The organism is Marinobacter flavimaris, assembly GCF_002933295.1.
In the GTDB taxonomy this organism is placed as follows: domain Bacteria; phylum Pseudomonadota; class Gammaproteobacteria; order Pseudomonadales; family Oleiphilaceae; genus Marinobacter; species Marinobacter flavimaris.
Genome location: NZ_PSSW01000008.1, coordinates 117,046 through 134,091 on the forward strand (window position 1 = coordinate 117,046; position 17,046 = coordinate 134,091).

The following is a 17,046-nucleotide window of genomic DNA, read 5'->3' on the forward strand; positions in this document are numbered from 1 at the left end:
GACAGGTAGCAAGCGCCGGCCGCCGGGTATCTTCCCGGCAATAAGGTCGGCGCTTTGTTTTTATAGAACCATTCTCTTCGGATTCGCACTTGTTTCTCGAGACTCAGCAGCTCTCCACCGATAACGCCGTAGGCGCGGGCCGCGTCGCACTTGCCTTCGAATATGATGGGCGTGGGTTTCATGGCTGGCAGCTCCAGAAATCCGGTGTCCGATCTGTAGAAGCGGAACTGACGGCAGCGGTGGCAAAGGTTGCGAACCATCCAGTTGATCTGGTGTGTGCGGGCCGTACCGATGCCGGCGTACACGCCAGCTATCAAATTGCTCATTTTGACACTCCGTCTGTCCGTAACCTGCGCTCCTGGGTTATGGGTATAAACACGGTGCTGCCCGATGACATTTCCGTGCACTGGGCCGGAAACGGAGTCGGTGATTTCCACGCTCGATTTTCCGCGACCTATCGGCGTTACCGTTACATCATATACAACCATCCAGTGCGTCCGGGTATACAGCGGGGCCAGGTAAGCTGGACCTTCCGCCCACTGGACGCAGATCGCATGCACAAAGCCGCCCAGGCATTGGCCGGAGAACATGACTTTTCCTCTTTCCGTGCGGCCGGGTGCCAGTCTCGAACACCGATTCGGTTTCTGGAACGTATTTCGGTAACCCGGAAACGGGATTTTGTCGTAATAGACGTGCAGGCCAACGCGTTTTTGCACCATATGGTCCGGAATATCGCCGGTGCCCTGATGGCGGTTGGTTCGGGAAAGCAGCGACCGGAGTGGATTCATGAGATACTGGTCGCCAGAGATCGGACAGCTGCAGGTGTAACAGCGCCTCCCCATGGTCTGTATCTGGTCGATGTGGGGTACCCCGACGAATTCGGGATTCCCGCTGTCGAGTGCGGCCCGGGCTTTCTGCGGCCCTGGTTCACCCGGGAAGAGAACAGTCCGTTCACCCCAACACACATCCATGTCAAACAGCGGGTTCCGAGCCAATGAGCGCAAGGGTCAAAATTTGCGGCCTTACCCGCCCCGAGGATATCGACGGGGCTGTTCAATTCGGCGCCGACGCCCTGGGTCTGGTTTTTTATGAGCCGAGTCCCCGGTCAGTGTCGTTGGACCAGGCCGCCGAGTTGGCAAAGCGTGTTCCGGCGTTCATGTCGGTGGTCGGATTATTTGTTAATCCATCCAGGCAGGAAGTCGAGGCGGTTCTCGAGCGGGTTCCACTGGATTTGCTGCAGTTTCATGGCGACGAATCGGCGGATTTCTGTGCCAGTTTTGGTCGACGCTGGATCAAGGCCATCCGGGTCCGAAAGGCAGGGCAGATTGAAGCCGCCTTCGAGGAGTTTCACAACGCTTCCGGCCTGCTGGTCGATGCCTGGGATCCAGACCGGTACGGAGGCACAGGAAAATCGTTTAACTGGGACCTGATCCCTGACTACCGGCCGCTTCCGATCATATTGGCCGGGGGTTTGTCATCTGATAACGTATTTGCCGCTGTGAAACAGGTGAAACCCTGGGCTGTAGATGTCAGTGGCGGTGTTGAACAGGACAAAGGCATCAAGGATATCCAGAAAATTTCTCATTTTATTAAAGAGGTTCACCGTGTCTGTAAAACTGACTGAAGAAATGCTGAGCGCACTGCCGGACGCGCGGGGTCACTTCGGCGCCTTTGGTGGGCGATTTGTTTCCGAGACTCTGATGGATTCCCTGATGACGCTCGAGAAAGAATACGCCCGCCTGAAGAAGGATCCGGAATTCCAGGCGCGGTTCGACAAGGAACTGGCGGATTATGTTGGCCGGCCAACCCCGCTGTATTTCGCCGAGCGTCTCAGCCGTGAAACCGGCGGCGCCCAGATCTGGCTCAAGCGTGAAGATCTTTGTCACACCGGTGCCCATAAGGTGAACAACACGATCGGCCAGGCGCTGCTTGCCAGTTTCCTCGGTAAAAAGCGGATCATTGCCGAAACCGGTGCGGGTCAGCACGGTGTTGCCACTGCCACTGTTTGCGCGCGTCTGGGTCTTGAATGCCATGTGTTCATGGGCGCGGAGGATGTCCAGCGACAGTCTCTGAACGTGTTCCGGATGAAGCTTCTGGGCGCGACGGTACATGCCGTTCAGGGTGGCACCAAAACCCTAAAGGATGCCATGAACGATGCGATGCGTGACTGGGTGGCTCACGTGGACGACACTTTCTATATCATTGGTACCGTTGCGGGGCCGCATCCATATCCGCTGCTGGTCCGGGATTTCCAGTCGGTAATCGGTCGGGAAACCCGTCGTCAGGCGCTGGAGAAAACCGGCAAGTTGCCGGATGCCCTGGTCGCTTGTGTGGGTGGTGGTTCCAACGCCATTGGCATGTTCTATCCGTTCCTTTCTGACGAATCGGTACAGCTTTACGGTGTCGAGGCTGGCGGCCTGGGCATTGATACTGGCAAACACGCGGCACCACTCTGTGCCGGTCGTCCTGGCGTGCTTCACGGTAACCGCACCTACCTGATGGAGGACGAAAATGGCCAGATCGCAGGTACGCATTCGGTGAGTGCCGGCCTGGACTATCCAGGGGTGGGTCCAGAGCACAGCTGGTTGAAGGACATTGGCCGTGCCAATTATGTGTCCGTTACCGATGACGAAGCGATGGAAGGGTTCCGGAAATTGACCCGCGTCGAGGGCATTATGCCCGCGCTGGAAACGGCTCACGCTGTCGCTTATGCCATCAAACTGGCGGCGACCATGGACAAAGACCAGACCGTTGTCATTAACGTTTCCGGGCGTGGCGACAAGGACATTAACACGGTTGCCAAGCTTGAAGGCATCGAGATCTGAAGAATTAACAGGAGCAGGCATGAGCCGAATTGAAGGGGTCCTCAAGGCCCTGAAAGGACAAGGTCGTAAGGCACTTATTCCCTATATTACTGCCGGTGACCCGCATCCCGATGTCACGGTAGATCTGATGCACACGCTGGTTGAGGCGGGGGCAGATATTATCGAGCTGGGGGTGCCGTTCTCTGACCCCATGGCAGACGGCCCGGTAATCCAGCTTGCCTGTGAGCGGGCCCTGGTGCACGGTACCTCGCTGAGGCAGGTGATTGCCATGGTCAAGGAGTTCCGGAAGTCAGACGACGCAACTCCGGTGGTTTTGATGGGCTACCTGAACCCGATGGAAGCCATGGGCTACGAGCGTTTTGCGGATGCTGCCAAGGATGCTGGCGTCGACGGCATTCTGACCGTTGACTTGCCACCGGAAGAGGCCGACGAGGTTGCTCCGCTGTTCACCCAGCGAAATCTCGACGCCATCTTCCTGCTTTCACCAACCACGACCGATGACCGGATCCGGGCAATCAGTGAGCACTCCTCCGGTTATGTGTACTATGTTTCTATCAAGGGTGTGACGGGATCGGCCACCATCAACGTGGAAGAGGTAGCTGCCAAGGTGAATCATATTCACGAACTGACAGCTCTCCCGGTGGGTGTTGGTTTCGGTATTCGTGATGCGGAAACTGCCGCGGCGGTCGGTCGGGTATCCGATGGTGTAATTGTTGGCAGCGTCCTGGTCGATACAATAGCCAGAAATCAGGCAGATACCGACCAGCTCAAGCGGGCATTGACGGATCTGCTCCACCCGATGCGTGAAGCACTGGACAGTCTCGCCTCCTGAATGAAGGGGAGGAGGGCAAACAGGCGTCAAAGGACAGGATGAGACCATGAGTAACTGGCTGGACAAGATAATGCCGAGCAAGATTCGCTCGGAGTCGAAACAGAGAACGGGCGTTCCGGAGGGGTTGTGGAAGAAATGCCCCAAATGCGGTGCCTTTCTCTACAAGCCGGAACTTGAGAAAAACCTGGATGTTTGCCCCAAATGCAACCACCACCTGAGGGTGACTGCGCGTCGGCGCCTCGAAATTTTTCTTGATCCAGAGGGTCGTGAAGAAGTTGCCGCTGAGCTTGAGCCTTGGGACCGATTGAAGTTCAAGGATAGTAAGCGGTACAAAGATCGTTTGTCCCAGGCGCAGAAAGCCACTGGGGAAAAGGATGCCCTCGTAGCAATGAAAGGCACGACGCTCGGGGTTCCTTTAGTTGCCTGCGCGTTCGAATTTGGATTCCTTGGTGGCTCTATGGGGCAAGTGGTCGGGGAGAAGTTTGTCCAGGCCGCAAATGTTGCTCTCAAGGAGCGTATCCCGTTGGTCTGCTTCTCAGCCAGCGGCGGCGCCCGCATGCAGGAAGCGATCCTGTCATTGATGCAGATGTCGAAGACAGCCGCTGTGCTTGAGAGGATGAAAGTTGAGGGTATTCCCTATATCTCTGTGATGACGGACCCTGTCTTCGGTGGCGTGTCCGCCAGTCTGGCCATGCTGGGGGATCTCAACATTGCAGAGCCAAACGCATTGATCGGCTTCGCCGGCCCCCGGGTTATCGAACAGACGGTTCGTGAAAAACTGCCGGAAGGTTTCCAGCGTAGTGAGTTCCTGCTTGAGCACGGCGCGATTGACATGATTCTCCATCGCCACCAGATGCGCGAACGCATTGCTCATGTGCTGGCCAAGTTTACCGGCCAGGAGCGCCCGGGAACCGAAGACCCGATCGAGTTTGAAGTCTCGGAGAAGCCCGAAACCGATGCCCCTGCCGAGTAACCCTGCAGACCAGCCCCCGGCATCGCCGGGGGCTGGTGCCACCGTCGATCAGTGGCTTACCTACCTGGAAGCGATACACCCTACAGAGATTGATCTTGGCCTGGACCGGGTCCTCGTGGTCCTGCGGCGGTTGTTCCGACGAAAGCCGTCCGCCCGGATCATCACTGTGGCTGGCACTAACGGCAAAGGCAGCGCGGTTGCTACTGTTGAGGCGCTTTTGCGCGCGGCTGGCCGCCGGACTGGCGCCTACACCTCGCCCCATCTACAACGCTATAACGAACGTGTGCGTCTTAATGGTGAGGATATCTCCGACGACGCGCTTGTCAGCGCATTCGAAGCCGTCGAAGAAGCACGCGGCAATGTCTCTCTTACCTATTTCGAATTCGGAACCCTTGCCGCTTTCGTGGCCTTTGCCGGTGCGGGCCTCGACGACTGGGTGCTGGAGGTTGGCCTGGGTGGGCGGCTGGATGCTGTCAATGTCCTGGACGCGGATTTTGCCATCCTGACATCGGTGGACATCGATCATGTTGCCTTCCTTGGCGACAATCGCGAAGTCATCGGGTTTGAAAAGGCCGGTGTCCTTAGGCCGGGCATCCCCTCGGTCTATGCCGATTCCGATCCGCCACGTTCGGTGCTCCAGCAGGCCACTGCGCAGAAAGTCGAACTGGCTCTGCTGGGGCGTGATTATGAGCTAGTGACTGAGCAGCAAGCAGGCGATGATGCTCCGGCGGTAGAGCTTCGCCATAAAGGCCGGGCGATTCGTCTGCCCGCCGGTCCATTGCCGATCAAAAGCGTGGCAGCCGCCGTGGTTGCCATACGCGAGCTTGAACCGAACCTGCCGGTACCAGTCATTGAGCAGGTGCTTTCAGGTCTGAGTGTACCCGGGCGTTTCGAGCGTGTTGGTTCCGCACCGGATATCTTCCTGGATGTTGGCCATAACCCTCATGCTGCCGGTTGGTTGTCTGGTCAGCTGAGTCAACTAAAATCCCCGGGCAGACGGGTGCATGGTGTTTATGGCGCCCTGGCGGACAAAGACGTGGCAGGTGTGGGCAGAGCCATGGTTGATGTGGTCGATGCCTGGTATCTGGCCGGTCTCAAGGTACCAAGAGGCCTGTCCGGTCAAGACCTGCAAGCAAGACTGTCCGATTCAGGGATCCAGGCGACGGCTTTTGAATCCGTGCGGGAGGGCTTGGTTTCAGCATTGGCCGTGGCTGACCCGAACGATCTTGTGGTTGTGTTCGGTTCTTTCTTCACGGTCGCTGAAGCACGCGAGATTCTGCTCGCTGGCAAGGTAGCCGGAAGCTAGGCAGGCCGCCTTAAACTTTGTCCATGGCCGTGCCTGACACTTTGAGTTCCGCTTGCCGGCCAGTTAGTATCTGCGCATGGGTGCCCGTCGGGGCGCAGTCATAACAGTTGGGAGCCTAGCAACGTGGATGGACTGAAACAGAGAATAATCGGGGCGCTGGTACTTGTTTCCCTGGCGGTTATCTTTGTTCCCATGCTTTTTGATGAGCCTCATTCCGAGCGCACGTCCACAACCATCAAGATTCCGGAAGAGCCGCCTTTCCCTGAAGTGGAAGCGCCCGAATCGGAATTGGCGCCGGCGCCGTCTTACGGTCTTGAGTCCAGCGATAGCGGCCTGGCAGCACCCTCAAGCGCGCAAGAAGCAGGGGATTCCCCGGGTTATCGTATCCTCGAAGAGGCGCCTGGCCAGGATGAGATGCAGGACGTAACCGATTCGTCCGATGCTGCCCAGCCCGAGAGCGGCAACGCTCAGGAATCCACCAATGAGCCGGCTCAGACATCTGAACAGACCTCGGAGAATGCTGCCACAGAAGCTGCAGAGTATGAGCGGTCGCTGGATGGCGCCTGGGTGGTGCAGTTGGGCAGCTTTGGCAATGCCGACAACGCCCGACGCTTGAGAGATCAGGTCCGGGAAAAGGGCTATGGCTCGCATCTTCAGGAGGTTGTCCGCGGCGACACAACGCTGACAAGGGTCTTCAGCGGGCCCTTTGCGTCAAAAACCGAGGCCGAATCCGCCAAAAGGGCTCTGGACGATGCCTTTGGTCTTAACAGTCTGGTGACCTCCGGCGAAAAATAACGCCCGGGGTCCGGTTTATGTGTGTCTTGCGGTTTGGCGAACCGGGGTTTCCTGATAGAATTCGCGCTTCCTTTTCTCCACCGGGTTTTCAATGGAAGCGCTGATCTGGATTGACTGGGTCATTATCGCCCTGATTACAGTTTCCACCCTCATCAGTCTGAAACGGGGTTTTGTACGGGAAGCCCTCTCGCTGGTGACCTGGGTGGGCGCGTTTATCCTGGCCAGAACCTTCCACCCCCAGATGCAGTCCCTGCTGGAGAGCACGGTTGAAACACCGCTTGTCCGGCTGATTGCTGCTTTTGCCATACTTTTCTTTGGAACGCTCATCGTCGGTGCCATCATCAACAACATGATCGGTCATCTGATTCGAGCTACCGGCTTGTCGGCCACCGATCGGGTGCTTGGAATGGGTTTTGGCCTTTTGCGGGGCGTGGTGGTGGTGATCGTTGCGATTGCATTTACCCGTTACACACCGCTGGCCCAGGATACCTGGTGGCGAACCTCGATCATTATCGATCGCCTGGCGGTGGTTGAAGACTGGTCCAGACGGACCCTGGGCGATGAATTTGCGCGCTTTCTTGGGCCTGCGCCTGAAAACGCGCCGGAACCGGATTCCGTTACAGAGCAGGAAGGCGTGGAACCCGCGTCCGTGTCCCGCTAACATTCAGTTTTAACACTCGGAGATACACTTATCCATGTGTGGCATTGTCGGCATCGTCAGTACTTCCAACGTCAATCAGTCGCTCTATGATGCGCTGACTGTACTTCAGCACCGGGGCCAGGACGCGGCGGGCATTGTGACATTTCAGGATGAACGGTTTTTCCTCCGCAAGGACAATGGCCTGGTACGGGATGTTTTCCATACCCGTCATATGCGTCGTCTGGTGGGCAACGTGGGTATAGGCCACGTGCGCTATCCGACTGCTGGCAGTTCCAGCTCCGCCGAAGCCCAGCCGTTCTATGTGAACAGCCCGTATGGCATTACCCTGGCTCACAACGGCAACCTGACCAATGCTGATGATCTCAGCAAGGACCTGTTCCGGACCGATCTGCGCCACATCAACACGAACTCCGACTCGGAAGTGCTGTTGAACGTGTTCGCCCATGAATTGCAGAAGCTTGGCAAGCTGGACCCGACCAAGGATGAGATCTTTTCTGCGGTCAGCGCGGTTCATAAACGCTGCCGGGGTGCCTACGCCGTCATTGCAATGATTACCGGCTATGGCATTGTTGGCTTCCGGGACCCGAATGGTATCCGGCCTGCCTGCTACGGCGAACGCACCGACGAGAATGGCCGCAAGGAATACATGATTGCCTCTGAAAGCGTTGCCCTGAACGCAGCGGGCTACACCCTCGTGCGCGATATTGCCCCGGGCGAGGCGGTCTATATCGAAACTGACGGTACCCTCTACACCCGCCAGTGCGCCGAGCAGCCGCATCTGTACCCGTGCATTTTCGAACATGTGTATTTCGCCCGGCCTGACTCCATCATAGACAAGGTGTCCGTTTACAAGGCTCGCCTGCGCATGGGCGAAACCCTCGCGGAGAAAGTGCTCCGCGAGACACCGGATCACGATATCGACGTTGTCATGCCGATTCCGGACACCAGCCGAACGTCGGCCATGCAGATGGCGCATCGTCTGGGGGTGAAATTCCGGGAAGGCTTTATCAAAAACCGCTACATCGGCCGGACATTTATCATGCCGGGCCAGAAAATGCGCAAGAAATCGGTCCGACAGAAGCTTAACCCGATCGATCTGGAGTTTCGTGGCAAAAACGTGATGCTGGTGGATGATTCCATCGTTCGCGGTACAACCTGCAAGGAAATCGTCCAGATGGCTCGGGATGCCGGTGCCCGTAAGGTCTATTTTGCGTCTGCGGCGCCTCCAGTTCGCTACCCGAACGTGTATGGTATCGACATGCCCTCCGCCAGTGAGCTGATTGCCCACGGGCGCACCGTCGAGCAAATCCGGGAACTGATTGGTGCCGACTGGCTGCTCTATCAGGATCTGGAGGACCTTATAACCTGCGTCAGTGAAGTGAACGATGACATTGAGGGATGGGAGTGCTCGGTATTCACTGGCGATTATGTGACCGGTGATGTCGATGAAGCGTATCTGAGCCGCATTGACGGCTTGCGCAATGACGAAAAGCGATCCGAAAGTGCCGGTGGTGCTGACGGGGACAATGGCATTATCGACTTGCATAACGACGAAGACTGAACGCCGCTTTCAGGCAGGAGATGTAGATGACTTTTCGCCGCGAAGAAACTGTCTGGATCCCGGAGTCCGACCTGGACGGGATGTCCGTGGACACCCTGGCCGTGAGGGCAGGGCAGATCCGCACCGGGCAGCTTGAGCACAGCGACGCGATATTCCCCACGTCCAGCTTCGTTTATGGCAGCGCGGCCCAGGCGGCGGCGCGATTTGGCGGCGAAGAGCCCGGAAACATCTACTCCAGGTTTACCAACCCTACGGTCCAGGCGTTTGAAGGTCGGATCGCGGCCATGGAAGGCGGTGAACGTGCCGTCGCCACCGCATCCGGTATGTCTGCGATCCTGAGCACCTGCATGGCGCTACTGAAGAGCGGCGATCATGTGATCTGCTCCCGGGGTGTGTTCGGCACCACCAACGTGTTGTTCCAGAAATACATGGCACGTTTCGGGGTGGAAACCACGTTTGTCAGTCTGACGGATATGGAAGAGTGGCAGGCTTCGATCCGTCCCGAAACCCGGATGCTGTTTATTGAAACGCCGTCCAATCCGCTGTGCGAAGTGGCCGATATGGAGATCCTGGGGCAGCTGGCAAGAGACAACGACGCCCTGTTCGTAGTCGATAACTGCTTCTGCACGCCGGTGCTCCAGCGCCCGCTGGAGCAGGGCGCAGACATCGTGATTCACTCGGCGACCAAATATCTGGATGGTCAGGGTCGCTGCGTGGGAGGCGTCGTGGTCGGATCAGAGAAGATGATGGAAGAGGTCTATGGCTTCCTTCGTTCGGCCGGCCCCACCATGAGCCCCTTCAACGCCTGGGTGTTTCAGAAGGGCCTGGAAACCTTACCAATTCGTATGCGCGCCCACTGTGACAATGCGTTAGAGTTGGCCCTGTGGCTGGAGCAACAGCCGGCAGTTGAACGTGTTTTCTATGCCGGGCTCCAGAGTCATCCGCAACATGAGCTGGCGAAAAAGCAGCAGACCGGATTTGGTGGTGTGCTGTCGTTCCAGCTCAAGGGTGCGCGGGAGGAAGCATGGCGCTTCATCGATGGCACCCGGATGATCTCCATCACCGCAAACCTCGGTGACGTCAAGACCACGATCACCCACCCGGCCACAACCACTCACGGGCGACTATCCCCGGAGGATAAGGCGCGGGCCGGGATCACGGAGAATCTGGTACGGATGTCCGTGGGGATCGAAGCCGTAGAAGACCTGAAAACCGATCTTGAACGCGGCTTTCAGGCGCTTCGGAACGAAAGCACCGATAACGTCTGAGCATTCATGGCCGAATCTGCAAAAGCGAAGAAAGCACCACAGGAACTGACAGAGAAGCAGCAGCGCTTTCGCCGGCTGGCCGCCCAGGGCGCTCGCGAAGGCGCCGTCATCGCGCTTATTGCCCTTTGCATTTACCTTTCCATGGCACTGGTTACCTTTAGCCCGTCAGATCCGGGCTGGGCCAGTATCGGTCATGACACCAGTGTGCAGAATTATGCGGGCCGCACCGGTGCCTGGCTCGCCAGCCTGTTCATGGATTTCTTCGGCCACGTTGCCTATCTGTTCCCGGTCATGATTGCGGGCTACGCGTTGATGCTCATCCGTCGGCGTAACGATTCCCTGGATCTGCACTGGCCACTCTTCATGATGCGCTTCGGTGGCTTCTTGCTGATTCTTCTCTCGGCAACCAGTCTGTTGTCACTGTATTCCGTGTTTGGTCTCGGGGCGTCCTCGGGCGGTGTCCTTGGAACGGCTGTTGCCGACGCTATGGTGCGGTTTTTCAACCTGCCGGCAACAACCCTGTTACTGATTGCCATTTTCCTGTTCGCGTTAACGGTTACTACCGGTCTCTCCTGGTTCTGGCTGATGGATCAGGTGGGCGGTTTGACTCTCAGAACGGGCCTTGCCATCAAAGGCCTTTTCAAAGGCAAGCCCAAGTCGGAAAAGCCAGAGCCCAAAGCAGAACCGAAAGCTGAGCCACCTGTGGTCAAGGACCGTGTGCCGGCCATGGACAGCAAACGGCAAAAAGCAGATGCCGACAAACCACGCTGGTGGCAACGGATTCCAGGCTTTGGGCCGAAGAAGTCAAAAGCCCCGAAGCCCGCGTCGAAGCCAGAAACCGGTCGAAAAGAGCCCGCGTTAGATGGTCTCTCTGCCGAAGTTGACCCGGAACCTGTAAGGCTCGAAAGCTTCAGTTCACGGGATGAAGCTCCTGTCGCTAACGGGAAACCCGCCAAACCCGAGGCATCTCCTCAGTCTGCCGGACGGTCGCTGAAGATTTCGCCCTTCAAGAAGGACGAACAGCCGACCCAGTCCAAAGACAAGGGCAACAAGCAGCCTTCATTGCTGGAAGATATTGAAAGCCCGATTCCGCCGATTTCTCTTCTGGACCCGCCGGAGGAGCATAAGGAAAGAGGGTACTCCGAAGAATCCCTGGAACATATGTCACGGCTGCTAGAGGAAAAGCTGGGGGATTTCGGGGTATCCGTTGAAGTAGTCGAGGTCAATCCCGGCCCGGTCATTACCCGGTTCGAGATCAAGCCGGCTCCCGGTGTGAAGGTCAGCAAGATTTCCAACCTGGCAAAGGACCTGGCCCGCTCACTGGCCGTACTGAGCGTTCGGGTAGTCGAGGTGATTCCTGGCAAGTCTGTGGTCGGTATCGAGATTCCCAACGAAGAACGGGAAATGGTCCGGCTCAGTGAAGTGCTTGGCGCGCGGGTGTTTCAGGAGTCGAACTCACCGCTGACCCTGGCACTGGGTAACGACATTGGCGGCAACCCGATGGTTGCCAATCTCTCCAAAATGCCGCACCTGCTGGTGGCGGGCACCACGGGTTCCGGTAAATCGGTCGGCGTCAATGCCATGCTGCTCAGTATGCTGCTGAAGGCAGGCCCGGAAGAGGTCCGCTTTATCATGGTGGACCCAAAGATGCTTGAATTGAGCATCTACGACGGCATTCCGCACCTGTTGGCGCCGGTGGTCACCGACATGAAGGAGGCGGCCAACGCACTACGCTGGTGTGTCGCTGAAATGGAACGCCGGTACAAACTCATGGCCAGCCTCGGGGTCCGTAACCTGGCGGGCTACAACCGCAAGATCAAGGATGCCAGGGCCGCCGGCGAACCATTACTGGATCCGTTCTGGAAGCCGGACGAATACCTGGCCAACGACGAGCAGGAGCGCCCCGAGCTGGATACGCTGCCGTTCATAGTAGTGGTTATCGACGAATTCGCCGACATGATGATGATCGTCGGCAAGAAGGTTGAGGAACTTATCGCCCGGATTGCTCAGAAGGCGCGTGCCGCGGGTATTCATCTGATCCTTGCCACCCAGCGGCCCTCGGTGGATGTAATCACCGGCCTGATCAAGGCAAACATTCCCACCCGGATGTCGTTCCAGGTCTCGTCCAAGATTGATTCCCGTACTGTTCTGGATCAGGGTGGCGCTGAGCAGCTCCTGGGGCATGGTGACATGCTTTACCTGCCACCGGGTTCGGGCCTGCCGGTTCGGGTGCATGGGGCTTTTGTGGATGACGACGAAGTCCATCGCGTGGTCAGTGCCTGGAAAGCCCGGGGCGAGCCGGTGTACGTGGACGATGTTCTCAATGGCGCCGAAGGCGAGAGCCTGCCGGGCGTTCCCAACCTCTCGGAAGGAGGCGGGGATAGTGAAGGGGATGCGCTCTACGACGAGGCCGTTGCCTTCGTTACCGAAGGGCGGCGCGTTTCCATTTCCTCGGTACAGCGAAAATTCAAGATCGGGTACAACCGGGCAGCGAACCTGGTTGATGCCATGGAAGCATCCGGCGTGGTAAGCGCCGCTGGACACAACGGGGCACGTGAAGTTCTGGCTCCGCCGCCACCCAGAGATTAGGAGTTACAAGCAATGGGACAATCTTTTTTGAAATGCCTGGCCACCCTGGTCATGGCGGTGTTTATTGCCGGCCCCCTGAGTGCGAGTGAGGGCAGCGATAGCGCGAACGAGTTGGCCTCGTTGCTGAAGGGCTACGAGTCCTACCAGGCGGATTTTATCCAGATTGTTGTTAACGAGAATGGCAACAAGGTTCAGGAAACCCGTGGCTCCCTGAAGGCCAAGCGCCCCGGGCTGTTCTACTGGGAGACCAGTGCGCCTTTGTCGCAGTTTATTGTCAGTAATGGCGAAACCGTGGAGGTTTACGATCCGGACCTGGAACAGGTCACGATCCACAATCTCGACGATCGAGTGCAATCCACACCCGCGCTTTTACTGAGCGGTGAGGTGGATAATCTGGAGGATACCTACAGGGTGTCCGGTCGCCAGATAGGCGACAACACCCGTGAATTTACTCTGGAGCCAAGAAGCCCGGACTCCCTCTTTACGTCCCTCAGGCTGACGTTCTTCAAGGGTGAGCTCCAGGAGATGCGTATGCAGGATTCCCTGGCACAGCTCAGCGTACTGAGTTTCGACCGGATCAGGCTGAACGAACCGGTTGAAGCGGGTGCGTTCACCCTCGACTATCCGGAGGGTGTGGATATTATCCGGGACGGGGCCTGATGCAGGACAGTCTGTTCGCGGAATCCGCGGGTTTTCGGCCGCTGGCCGCGAGAATGCGGCCGGCAAGCCTGAATGACTATGTGGGCCAGGCTCATCTGGTCGGGCCCGGTAAACCTCTGAGGCGCGCTGTTGAGCAGGGCCAGCTTCACTCGATGATCCTCTGGGGCCCTCCCGGAGTCGGTAAAACCACCTTCGCCCAACTACTGGCCAATGTCAGCGATCTCAGTTTCGAGACGGTTTCGGCCGTACTGAGCGGTGTGAAAGAGATCCGGGCCGTTGTTGAGCGGGCACGTAATCGCAAGCAGTCACAGGGTCGGGACACTCTGTTGTTCGTGGATGAAGTTCACCGCTTCAACAAAAGCCAGCAGGACGCGTTTCTCCCCCACATTGAAGACGGTACCTTCATCTTCGTTGGTGCGACCACTGAGAATCCCTCTTTTGAGCTGAACAGTGCGTTGCTTTCCAGAACACGTGTCTACGTGCTCAAGAACCTTGAGGAAGAGGACATCCTTCAGCTGCTACGCCGCGCGCTGACAGTTGATGAGGGATTTGGCGGACGCCTGCGAGTTGATGAAGACGTGCTGACCCTGATGGCGGCAGCCTCTGGTGGCGATGCCCGCCGTGCTCTCAATATCCTGGAAGTGGCGGCTGACCTGTCAGAGCCGGATGAGGCCGGCACGGATCGGGTAACGGCGGATCAGCTTGAGCAGGTCATGCAGACCAGCCTCCGCCGGTTCGACAAGGGCGGTGACGTATTCTACGACCAGATCTCAGCGTTGCATAAATCCGTTCGCGGATCAGATCCGGACGGCTCGCTGTATTGGCTGTGCCGGATGCTGGATGGCGGCTGTGATCCTCTTTATGTCGCCCGGCGTCTAGTGCGAATTGCCAGTGAAGACATTGGTAACGCCGATCCCCGTGCTCTGCAACTCAGCATGGAAGCCTGGGACGCTCAGGAGCGGTTGGGATCTCCGGAAGGGGAGCTGGCACTAGCCCAGGCAGTGACCTACCTGGCCATGGCGCCCAAGAGCAATGCGGTTTACAACGCCTTCAACAGGTGCATGGCGGACATCCGCCAGGATCCGGACTACGAAGTCCCGGTGCACCTGCGCAATGCGCCCACCAAGCTGATGAAGAGCATGGGCCATGGGGATACTTATCGGTACGCTCATGATGAACCCGAAGCCTTCGCCGCCGGGGAGTCCTACCTGCCCGAGGCCATTCATGAGCGCCGCTACTACGAGCCCGTAAACCGCGGTCTCGAGATAAAACTGGCTGAAAAACGCCAGCGTCTGGATTCCCGCAACGCCGAAAGCCCCCGCAAACGCTACACCTGAGCCTTTTTTCGGCGGTAGCCACGAGCGCCAGTGCAGGTATAATGGCCAGTCATTCAAAACATCGCTAACCGGAAGATTCAGGATAATCATGCTCGATCCCAAACGTGTCCGCACCCAGACAGAAGAGATCGCCCGTCGGCTGACCATCAAGAATTTCGAATTCGATACCGCCACCTTCGAGCAGCTTGAGGAACGCCGCCGTGCCCTTCAGGTGAGCACGGAAAACCTGCAGAGCGAGCAGAACAAGCGGTCGAAGTCGATCGGCAAGGCCAAGGCTGCCGGCGAGGACATCCAGCCGCTGTTGGACGAGGTGGAAGACCTGAAGAAACAGAAGTCTGAAGCCGAAGACGAGCTCCGCACTCTCCAGGAGGAGCTCAACGCCTTCCTGGCCGGTATCCCGAATCTCCCGGATGAAGATGTACCAGCCGGCGAGAGTGAAGACGATAACGTTCAGATTCGCACCTGGGGCACGCCCAGGAGCTTTGATTTCGAGCCCAGGGACCACGTTGCCCTGGGTGAGAGTCTGAAAGGCCTGGACTTCGAGACCGCGACCCGCCTGGCCCATTCGCGCTTTGCCGTCATGCGTGGCCCGGTGGCACGGCTGCACAGGGCTCTGGCCCAGTTCATGCTGGATCTGCACACACAGGAACATGGCTACCTGGAGACCTACGTACCATATCTGGTTAATGCCGATAGCCTTTACGGAACAGGCCAACTGCCGAAGTTTGAGGAAGACCTGTTCAAAACGGAAGGCGAGCATCCGCTGTACCTGATTCCCACTGCGGAAGTGCCTGCCACCAACCTGGTATCGGATTCTATTCTTGATGCCGCTGAGCTGCCGCTGCAGATGGTTTGCCACACGCCATGCTTCCGCAGTGAAGCGGGTTCTTACGGCCGGGATACTCGCGGCATGATCCGTCAGCACCAGTTCGACAAAGTGGAGCTGGTACAGGTGGTTCGTCCGGAGGATTCAGATGCCGCGCTGGAAGCCCTGACTGGCCATGCCGAAAAGGTGCTGCAGTTGCTGGAGCTGCCTTACCGCGTGGTTGCACTCTGTGGAGGCGACATGGGCTTTTCGGCGGCCAAGACCTATGACCTGGAAGTCTGGCTGCCGGGGCAGGACAAGTTCCGTGAAATCTCTTCCTGCTCCAATACCCGTGATTTCCAGGCACGCCGCATGCATGCCCGTTGGCGTAACCCGGAAACCGGAAAGCCCGAACCCGTCCACACCCTGAACGGTTCGGGGCTTGCCGTTGGTCGTGCACTGATTGCGGTCATGGAGAATTACCAGCAGGCTGACGGCAGCATTGTGGTTCCGGAGGTTCTCAAGCCGTATATGGGAGGCGTCGACAGAATCCAATGAGTGATCAGCCAGATAACGCACCAGGGAAGGGCGTTGGTGCAACCCCTGCACCAGTAAGGTACAGGGTTAATCCGGTAACTTCGAACCCGAACACATCCGCGGGTGAGGTTGCCCTGGTCGGGGCCGGGCCAGGAGACCCTGAACTGCTGACACTCAAGGCCTGGAGGTTGATTACTTCTGCCGAGGTCGTGCTCTACGATCGTCTGGTTTCCCCGGAAATACTGGCCATGATCCCGGACACCGCCGAGATGGTTCACGTTGGCAAGCAGCGGGCCAACCACACCTTGCCCCAGGATCAGATCAATCAGCGACTGGTGGATCTGGCCAGACAGGGGCGAAAAGTGGTTCGTCTCAAGGGTGGTGATCCGTTTATCTTCGGTCGCGGTGGCGAAGAGATTGAAACCCTCGCCGATGCCGGCGTCCGATTTCAGGTTGTGCCGGGTATAACCGCCGCGTCCGGCTGCGCGGCCTACGCCGGAATCCCACTCACCCATCGGGATTATGCCCAGTCAGTCCGGTTCGTGACCGGCCATCTGAAGAATGATACCTGCGATCTACCCTGGAAGGACTTTGTCCAGAACAACCAGACCCTGGTGTTCTACATGGGGCTGGTTGGCCTGCCGATTATCTGCCGGCAGTTGGTCGCCCACGGTATGTCCCAGGAAATGCCCGTGGCGTTGGTCTCGAAGGGGACAACGAGGGATCAGCGCGTGGTTACAGGGAATCTCTGCAACATCGTTGAAAGAGTAGAGGCGGAAGCGGTCCAGCCGCCAACACTGGTTATTATCGGCCAAGTAGTCGCGCTGAGAGAAAGGCTGGACTGGATAGGTGGGGTTATGACAACGGGGAGCTGAGGCTCCCCGTTTTATATCATGC

General features: G+C 57.9%; 14 protein-coding genes and 2 pseudogenes. All 16 read left to right on the forward strand.

From position 1 onward, the window contains the following. Positions 1-89 precede the first annotated feature (89 nt). The 16 genes and pseudogenes from truA to cobA all read left to right on the forward strand — a co-directional run bounded on the left by truA (position 90) and on the right by cobA (position 17,024). Positions 90-998 (forward strand): tRNA pseudouridine(38-40) synthase TruA, encoded by a 909-nt coding sequence (gene truA, locus MDHKLMBL_RS14845; RefSeq protein WP_092032474.1) that lies wholly within the window; start codon positions 90-92, stop codon positions 996-998. Then, positions 995-1,624, forward strand: a complete 630-nt coding sequence (locus MDHKLMBL_RS14850) for a phosphoribosylanthranilate isomerase (RefSeq protein WP_092032476.1) — start codon at positions 995-997, stop codon at positions 1,622-1,624. Before truA ends, MDHKLMBL_RS14850 begins: the two co-directional genes overlap by 4 nt. Next, the gene (gene trpB / locus MDHKLMBL_RS14855) at positions 1,617-2,825 is read left to right on the forward strand and encodes a tryptophan synthase subunit beta (protein ID WP_373274847.1); all 1,209 of its coding nucleotides are present in this window, start codon (positions 1,617-1,619) and stop codon (positions 2,823-2,825) included. Before MDHKLMBL_RS14850 ends, trpB begins: the two co-directional genes overlap by 8 nt. 19 nt (positions 2,826-2,844) lie before the next feature. Then, positions 2,845-3,657 (forward strand): tryptophan synthase subunit alpha, encoded by an 813-nt coding sequence (gene trpA, locus MDHKLMBL_RS14860; protein ID WP_008171746.1) that lies wholly within the window; start codon positions 2,845-2,847, stop codon positions 3,655-3,657. Between the two features lie 46 nt (positions 3,658-3,703). Beyond that, the gene (accD, locus tag MDHKLMBL_RS14865; protein WP_008171745.1) at positions 3,704-4,630 is read left to right on the forward strand and encodes an acetyl-CoA carboxylase, carboxyltransferase subunit beta; all 927 of its coding nucleotides are present in this window, start codon (positions 3,704-3,706) and stop codon (positions 4,628-4,630) included. Further along, a complete protein-coding gene (gene folC / locus MDHKLMBL_RS14870; RefSeq protein ID WP_104271234.1) occupies positions 4,614-5,936 on the forward strand; it encodes a bifunctional tetrahydrofolate synthase/dihydrofolate synthase in 1,323 nt (440 codons plus the stop codon). The genes accD and folC overlap by 17 nt, the downstream gene beginning before the upstream one ends. Positions 5,937-6,059: 123 nt before the next feature. Beyond that, a complete protein-coding gene (locus MDHKLMBL_RS14875; RefSeq protein WP_008171743.1) occupies positions 6,060-6,731 on the forward strand; it encodes an SPOR domain-containing protein in 672 nt (223 codons plus the stop codon). Positions 6,732-6,822: 91 nt separating this feature from the next. Then, complete coding sequence (locus tag MDHKLMBL_RS14880) at positions 6,823-7,392, forward strand: CvpA family protein (RefSeq protein ID WP_008171742.1); 570 nt, start codon at positions 6,823-6,825, stop codon at positions 7,390-7,392. Positions 7,393-7,426: 34 nt separating this feature from the next. Further along, a complete protein-coding gene (gene purF, locus MDHKLMBL_RS14885; protein WP_014577182.1) occupies positions 7,427-8,953 on the forward strand; it encodes an amidophosphoribosyltransferase in 1,527 nt (508 codons plus the stop codon). Positions 8,954-8,979: 26 nt separating this feature from the next. Next, positions 8,980-10,221 (forward strand): O-succinylhomoserine sulfhydrylase, encoded by a 1,242-nt coding sequence (locus tag MDHKLMBL_RS14890; protein ID WP_104271236.1) that lies wholly within the window; start codon positions 8,980-8,982, stop codon positions 10,219-10,221. Between the two features lie 141 nt (positions 10,222-10,362). Next, a pseudogene (locus MDHKLMBL_RS21400) lies at positions 10,363-10,761 on the forward strand (DNA translocase FtsK 4TM domain-containing protein); the annotation flags it as partial. Positions 10,762-11,214: 453 nt separating this feature from the next. After that, a pseudogene (locus tag MDHKLMBL_RS21405) lies at positions 11,215-12,810 on the forward strand (DNA translocase FtsK); the annotation flags it as partial. A gap of 12 nt (positions 12,811-12,822) precedes the next feature. Next, on the forward strand, positions 12,823-13,470 hold the full coding sequence (lolA, locus tag MDHKLMBL_RS14900) for an outer membrane lipoprotein periplasmic chaperone LolA (protein ID WP_104271240.1): 648 nt from the start codon (positions 12,823-12,825) through the stop codon (positions 13,468-13,470). Further along, the gene (locus MDHKLMBL_RS14905; RefSeq protein WP_053115364.1) at positions 13,470-14,807 is read left to right on the forward strand and encodes a replication-associated recombination protein A; all 1,338 of its coding nucleotides are present in this window, start codon (positions 13,470-13,472) and stop codon (positions 14,805-14,807) included. The genes lolA and MDHKLMBL_RS14905 overlap by 1 nt, the downstream gene beginning before the upstream one ends. 88 nt (positions 14,808-14,895) lie before the next feature. Continuing rightward, a complete protein-coding gene (gene serS, locus MDHKLMBL_RS14910; RefSeq protein ID WP_008171730.1) occupies positions 14,896-16,170 on the forward strand; it encodes a serine--tRNA ligase in 1,275 nt (424 codons plus the stop codon). Continuing rightward, positions 16,167-17,024 (forward strand): uroporphyrinogen-III C-methyltransferase, encoded by an 858-nt coding sequence (cobA, locus tag MDHKLMBL_RS14915; RefSeq protein ID WP_008171728.1) that lies wholly within the window; start codon positions 16,167-16,169, stop codon positions 17,022-17,024. Before serS ends, cobA begins: the two co-directional genes overlap by 4 nt. Positions 17,025-17,046: the final 22 nt, after the last annotated feature.